Annotated in this window: 4 protein-coding genes; 2 read left to right on the forward strand and 2 right to left on the reverse strand. The window is 49.4% G+C overall.

Translation table 11 applies throughout. The annotated features are described in order from the left end of the window. Positions 1-217, forward strand: a 217-nt coding sequence (locus tag Q8M98_01930) for a hypothetical protein (protein ID MDP3113513.1), incomplete at its 5' end; no start/stop codon positions are given. Positions 218-373: 156 nt separating this feature from the next. Here Q8M98_01930 and Q8M98_01935 read toward each other — a convergent pair. Together Q8M98_01935 and Q8M98_01940 are read right to left on the reverse strand one after the other, a co-directional pair. Further along, complete coding sequence (locus Q8M98_01935) at positions 374-1558, reverse strand: PLP-dependent aspartate aminotransferase family protein (GenBank protein ID MDP3113514.1); 1185 nt, start codon at positions 1556-1558, stop codon at positions 374-376. 115 nt (positions 1559-1673) lie between these two features. After that, positions 1674-2003, reverse strand: a complete 330-nt coding sequence (locus Q8M98_01940) for a TfoX/Sxy family protein (protein ID MDP3113515.1) — start codon at positions 2001-2003, stop codon at positions 1674-1676. Positions 2004-2560: 557 nt separating this feature from the next. Here Q8M98_01940 and Q8M98_01945 point away from each other — a divergent pair. Continuing rightward, on the forward strand, positions 2561-4648 hold the full coding sequence (locus tag Q8M98_01945) for a M3 family metallopeptidase (protein MDP3113516.1): 2088 nt from the start codon (positions 2561-2563) through the stop codon (positions 4646-4648). The last annotated feature ends 212 nt before the right edge of the window (positions 4649-4860 follow it).

Raw genomic sequence — 4860 nt, forward strand, 5'->3', positions numbered from 1 at the left:
GCTGGGCATCAATCTGAAAAGAATCTACGAATACTGCCTCAAAACGGTCAAAAAACAGGGTAAATCTGCTTTTATATCTTTGTCTCATATTTTCGCGTTGCTTATTGCCACTTTGGTTGCGATTATTGTAGTTATTCAGGCTCATTTTGAAATGATGTTGCCCAAACTGGCAATTACTAACCCAAACTCGCAGGCAGAGCAAATTCATAAAAATTGAGTTTTTTCCAGGGAGTCTCAATAATATGTCTTTTATCCAGCTGCTCAATTCCCAATCCTCAATTCTCATTTCTCAATTCTCTATTCTCAATTCTCAATTCACAATTCCCAATTCTCAATTCTCAATTCTCAATTCCCAGTTCTCAATTCCCAGTTCTCAATTCCCAATACATGCCAATGCCTTATCCAGATCAGCGATCAGATCCTCCACATCCTCGATGCCGACTGAATAGCGAACCAGGTCGTCTGTGATACCCGCTTTCAGTTTGGCTTCGGCGCTCATTTTGGCGTGGGTCATGGAAGCGGGATGCTGGATCAGGGTTTCCACTCCGCCGAGGGATACTGCCAAAACTGCGAGTTCGACGCTGTCCATGAGGATTTTCCCCGCTTCAAACCCACCCTTGAGGCCAAAGGAGATCATCGCCCCGGCGCCTTTCTGTTGACGCTTTGCCAGTTCAAATTGCGGATGTGAGGGCAAGCCTGGATAGCGCACCCAGGCGATGGCGGGATGGTTTTCCAGCCAAAGGGCAATTTTGTGAGCGTTGGATTGGGCGCGTTCCATGCGCAGGGAAAGGGTTTTCAGACCCCGGATGACGAGAAATGCCTGATGGGGATCCATATTCGGACCCATGCTCGTCATCACGTTATACATGTACTTATGATCGGCTTCGGTCTTGGCGATGATCACTCCGCCAACGACGTCCGCGTGTCCATTGATAAACTTCGTGATGGAATGCAGCACAATGTCCGCCCCCAATTCAAAAGGTTTTTGCAGATAGGGCGAGCAGAAGGTGTTGTCCACCACGAGGCGGATGCCATGTTTGTGGGCAATTTCCGCACACGCTGCGATATCCGTGATCGAGATCGTGGGATTTGCCGGAGTTTCGATGAAAAGCAGTTTCGTGTTTGGACGGATCGCGGCTTCGATCAGTTCCGGCTTGCTGGTATCGACGAATGTGGAATCCACGCCAAAGCGGATAAAGTGTTTTTCCAGAACTCCACGAGAAGCCCCATAGACGGCATCCGTGGATACGATGTGGCTTCCCGCATCCAGAAATGACATATAGACAGTGGTTACGGCAGCCATTCCACTGGCAACGGCGATTCCGCCAAAACCGCCTTCCAGGGCAGCCATCGCGTCTTCCAAAACCCGGATGGTGGGATTTCCCAAACGGGTATAGATGTATCCGTCGCTCACGCCGGAAAAGCAATCCGCGCCGTGTTGAGCATTGTTGAAAGAAAAGGTGGAGGTCTGGTAGATCGGGGGATTCACCGCGTTCAAAGCGTCAGGCTGCTGTCCTCCGTGGACGAGTATGGTGTCAAAACCGGCTTTCTTTTTCATTATATCCTCATTTTTCGTGATCGGGATGGGCAGAACCCCTCCTGCGAGGATCAAAATCCGCGCGGTCTTTTCTGTCAAGCAAAGCGTTGTCTGATGAGCTGAATAGACTCCGCGGTCACTGTTTCGAGTTCTTTTTCCGCGGCAGCGGCACTTCGGCAGTGGTGATTTTGATCAGGGTGGAAAGCCGGGGGGCGTCATCCCAATCGTCCTCCGGGATCAAAAACCAGTTTTTCGCACTTGGATAAGGTGGAGCTTCTTCCACTTCCCCCAAATACTCTTTTCCTCCGAGGGTGGGTTTGACGAAAAGCTGATCGTCACAAACCAGCGCGATCATCTTCCCATCGCAATAAACGCCATATTCGCCAAACATCTTTTTGGCTATTATGTCTCCCGCAGTTTGAATCTGCCCGACGAGAAAATCCACAACTTCCTGTTTTGAAGCCATCGCTACTCCTTTGAAACCACCGGTTTCAGCAAACAATTTAACCGGTTTGAGGGGAAATGGCAAGCTTGAAACACGGGCGGATTTATGCTTGCAGATAACCCTTGGCAATTTCTGCGATGACTGAGAGTGGGCAACCTACCAAATCAAACTGAGAGGAAAGAATTAATGCAAATAAACAAGGACTTGGACAGGCTTCACAAAAACTATGCTTCATTGCTGTCATCGATCAAGAACCGACGGGGACGTCGGTAATTCCATAACATGGAGCGCCGACGTCCCCGTCGGCGATAGTAGCAATGACGATGGCACATCTGCCAAACTGTTAGCTATCCGTTGGCGAGGATAAATCCTAAAAAATGGTAGAATGTTCAACGCCGATTGACAGCACTAAAGACCACTTATTCTCCCAAGTGCCCGGATAAAACGCGATAAATGGTTGAGGAATTTGGACAGTCTCGTTAGACAAGATATTGGCTTTCCGGCATAATTCATTTGACTAAATACCTTTGCTGATTATCTTTGTATCAGATGATAATCACACAAAAGAAGGACACAAAATGGATCAATCAAACAATCCCTTACTAAAGCGCAATAGTAGCCACCGGCTGCGTGCGATCCCCTTTCCCGAATTTAGAACCGAGCATTACACTCCGGCGATCGAAGCCGCAATGAAAGATGCCAGAGCCGAGATCGAAGCTTTGAAAGCCAATACCGAAGCGCCCAATTTTGAAAACACGATCCTCGCCCTCGATCTCAATGGCGAGCTGTTGGGCTATGTAGCTGGCATATATTTCAATTTGTTATCGGCGGAATCCGATGCCGGGTTCAAGGCTTTGGCTCAGCAAATATCCCCAATGTTAGCGGAGTTTAGCTCCAGCATATCCACCGATCCGGTGATTTTTGCCCGTGTGAAAGCGGTCTATGATGCCCTGGTTGCCGGCAAGGAAAAGCCCGAACTGCCAAAGGATTACAGCGATCTGGAATACCTCAAAACTGCCGAACGTTTTCGGCTGACGGAGCGCACCTACAAGAACTTCATCCGTGGCGGCGCGCTTTTAAATGACGAAGATAAGAAAAAGCTGACCGCGATCGCGATGGAAGCTTCCAAACTCAGCCCCAAATTCAGCGATAACGTCTTGGGAGCGACCAACGCTTTCGAACTGCACGTCACCGATCCCAAAGACGTGGAAGGCATGCCTGAGGGCGTCCTTGCCGGAGCCGCGCATATTGCACTGCACAAAGGCAAGGAAGGCGGCTGGCTTTTCAACCTCCAGCCTTCCAGCATGATTCCGCTGATCACCTATTGCAAAAACCGCGAACTGCGCCGCCTAATCCAAAGTGCCTACGCGTCGCGCGCATTCAAGGATGATTTTGACAACCAGGAACACATCAAACGCATTGTGCAGCTTCGCTTTGACCGCGCAAGACTACTCGGTTTCGAGACCCATGCCGAATATGTGCTCAGCGACCGGATGGCGGAATCAGTGGATATCGCCACCGGCTTTTTGGAGAAGATCTATGGCATCGCCCATCCCGCCGCGCTCAGTGAAGTTCAGGAAGTGATGGATTTTGCCAAGGAAACCGACGGCATCGAGGATTTTATGCCCTGGGATTTTGGCTATTATTCAAATAAATTGAAAGAACAACGCTATGCCTACGATCCTGAGGAGCTGCGTCCCTGGTTCAAGCTGGAAAACGTCGTGGAAGGCTTGTTTGTGGTGGCGAAACAGATCTATGGCATCGAAGTGAAACAGGTTTTCGATGTGCCTCTCTGGCATCCCGATGTGACCACCTGGGAAGTCTTTGACTGCTCCGGTGCCTTTTTGGGCTTGATGTATATGGATCTTTTCCCTCGCGATACAAAACGTGGCGGTGCCTGGCAGACGAGTTTTCAGGGTCAGGGATTGCACAAGGATGGAATGCTGCGTCCGCAAGTTTCCATCGTTGCCTCGCTCACGCCCAGCACTCCTGAACAGCCTTCGTTGCTGCGTTTGGATGAAGCCCGCACCGTGTTTCACGAATTTGGCCACGCGCTGCACTCGCTATTGGCAAACGGATACTACAAAGGACTCAGCGGCACCAGCGTGATGTGGGATTTTGTGGAATTGCCTTCTCAGATCATGGAAAACTGGCTATTGGAAGAGAAAGCTTTAAAGCTCTTTGCCAAACACTATGAAACTGGCGAAACCCTGCCCAAGGTGTTGCTGGATAAAGTTATCGCCGCCAGGAACTTCCAAGCCGGAGTGATGAATATCAACCAGCTCCGCTATGCCTTGCTGGATTTTGCCTGGCATAAGATCAATCCTGCTTTGATCGGTGAAGTCGATGAATTTGAGAAAGAAGTGACGGAACGTTTCCGTCTTATGCCCAGCCTGCCGGATGCCAATGTTTCCTGTGCCTTTTCACATATCTTCGCGGGAGGGTATTCCGCCGGATACTATTCCTACAAATGGGCGGAAGCACTTGAAGCCGATGCCTGGAGCCTGTTTTTGGAAAATGGCATCTTCGATCCCGCCACGGCGAAATCCTTTCGAGAAAACATCCTTTCCCGCGGAAACGCTTTCCACCCGATGGATCTCTTTGTCGCCTTCCGTGGCAGAAAACCCGATCCGGATGCATTGCTGAAACGCGATGGATTGATATAACAAAACGATACAAAGTAATTTGTACGCCCTTCAGGTAGGTGATCGTCATCCTCAACCTGGAGGGCGTTTTGCCGTATAATACAAGATTTATATTGACATGCCATAAATACTGATTATATTGTCTCATATCTAAACTTAGAAGGAGTGAGAAATGGGACGACCTAAGCAGAGCTTGGATTCATGCACATTGGAAGCCATTGAGCAATCAATAT

Source organism: Candidatus Cloacimonadaceae bacterium, from assembly GCA_030693415.1.
Classification (GTDB): Bacteria; Cloacimonadota; Cloacimonadia; order Cloacimonadales; family Cloacimonadaceae; genus JAUYAR01.

Bases quoted from the DNA above. Each gene is read 5' to 3' on its own strand.
- Q8M98_01935 (MDP3113514.1), bottom strand. From the start codon at position 1,558: ATGAAAAAGAAAGCCGGTTTTGACACCATACTCGTCCACGGAGGACAG.
- Q8M98_01940 (MDP3113515.1), bottom strand. From the start codon at position 2,003: ATGGCTTCAAAACAGGAAGTTGTGGATTTTCTCGTCGGGCAGATTCAA.
- Q8M98_01945 (MDP3113516.1), top strand. From the start codon at position 2,561: ATGGATCAATCAAACAATCCCTTACTAAAGCGCAATAGTAGCCACCGG.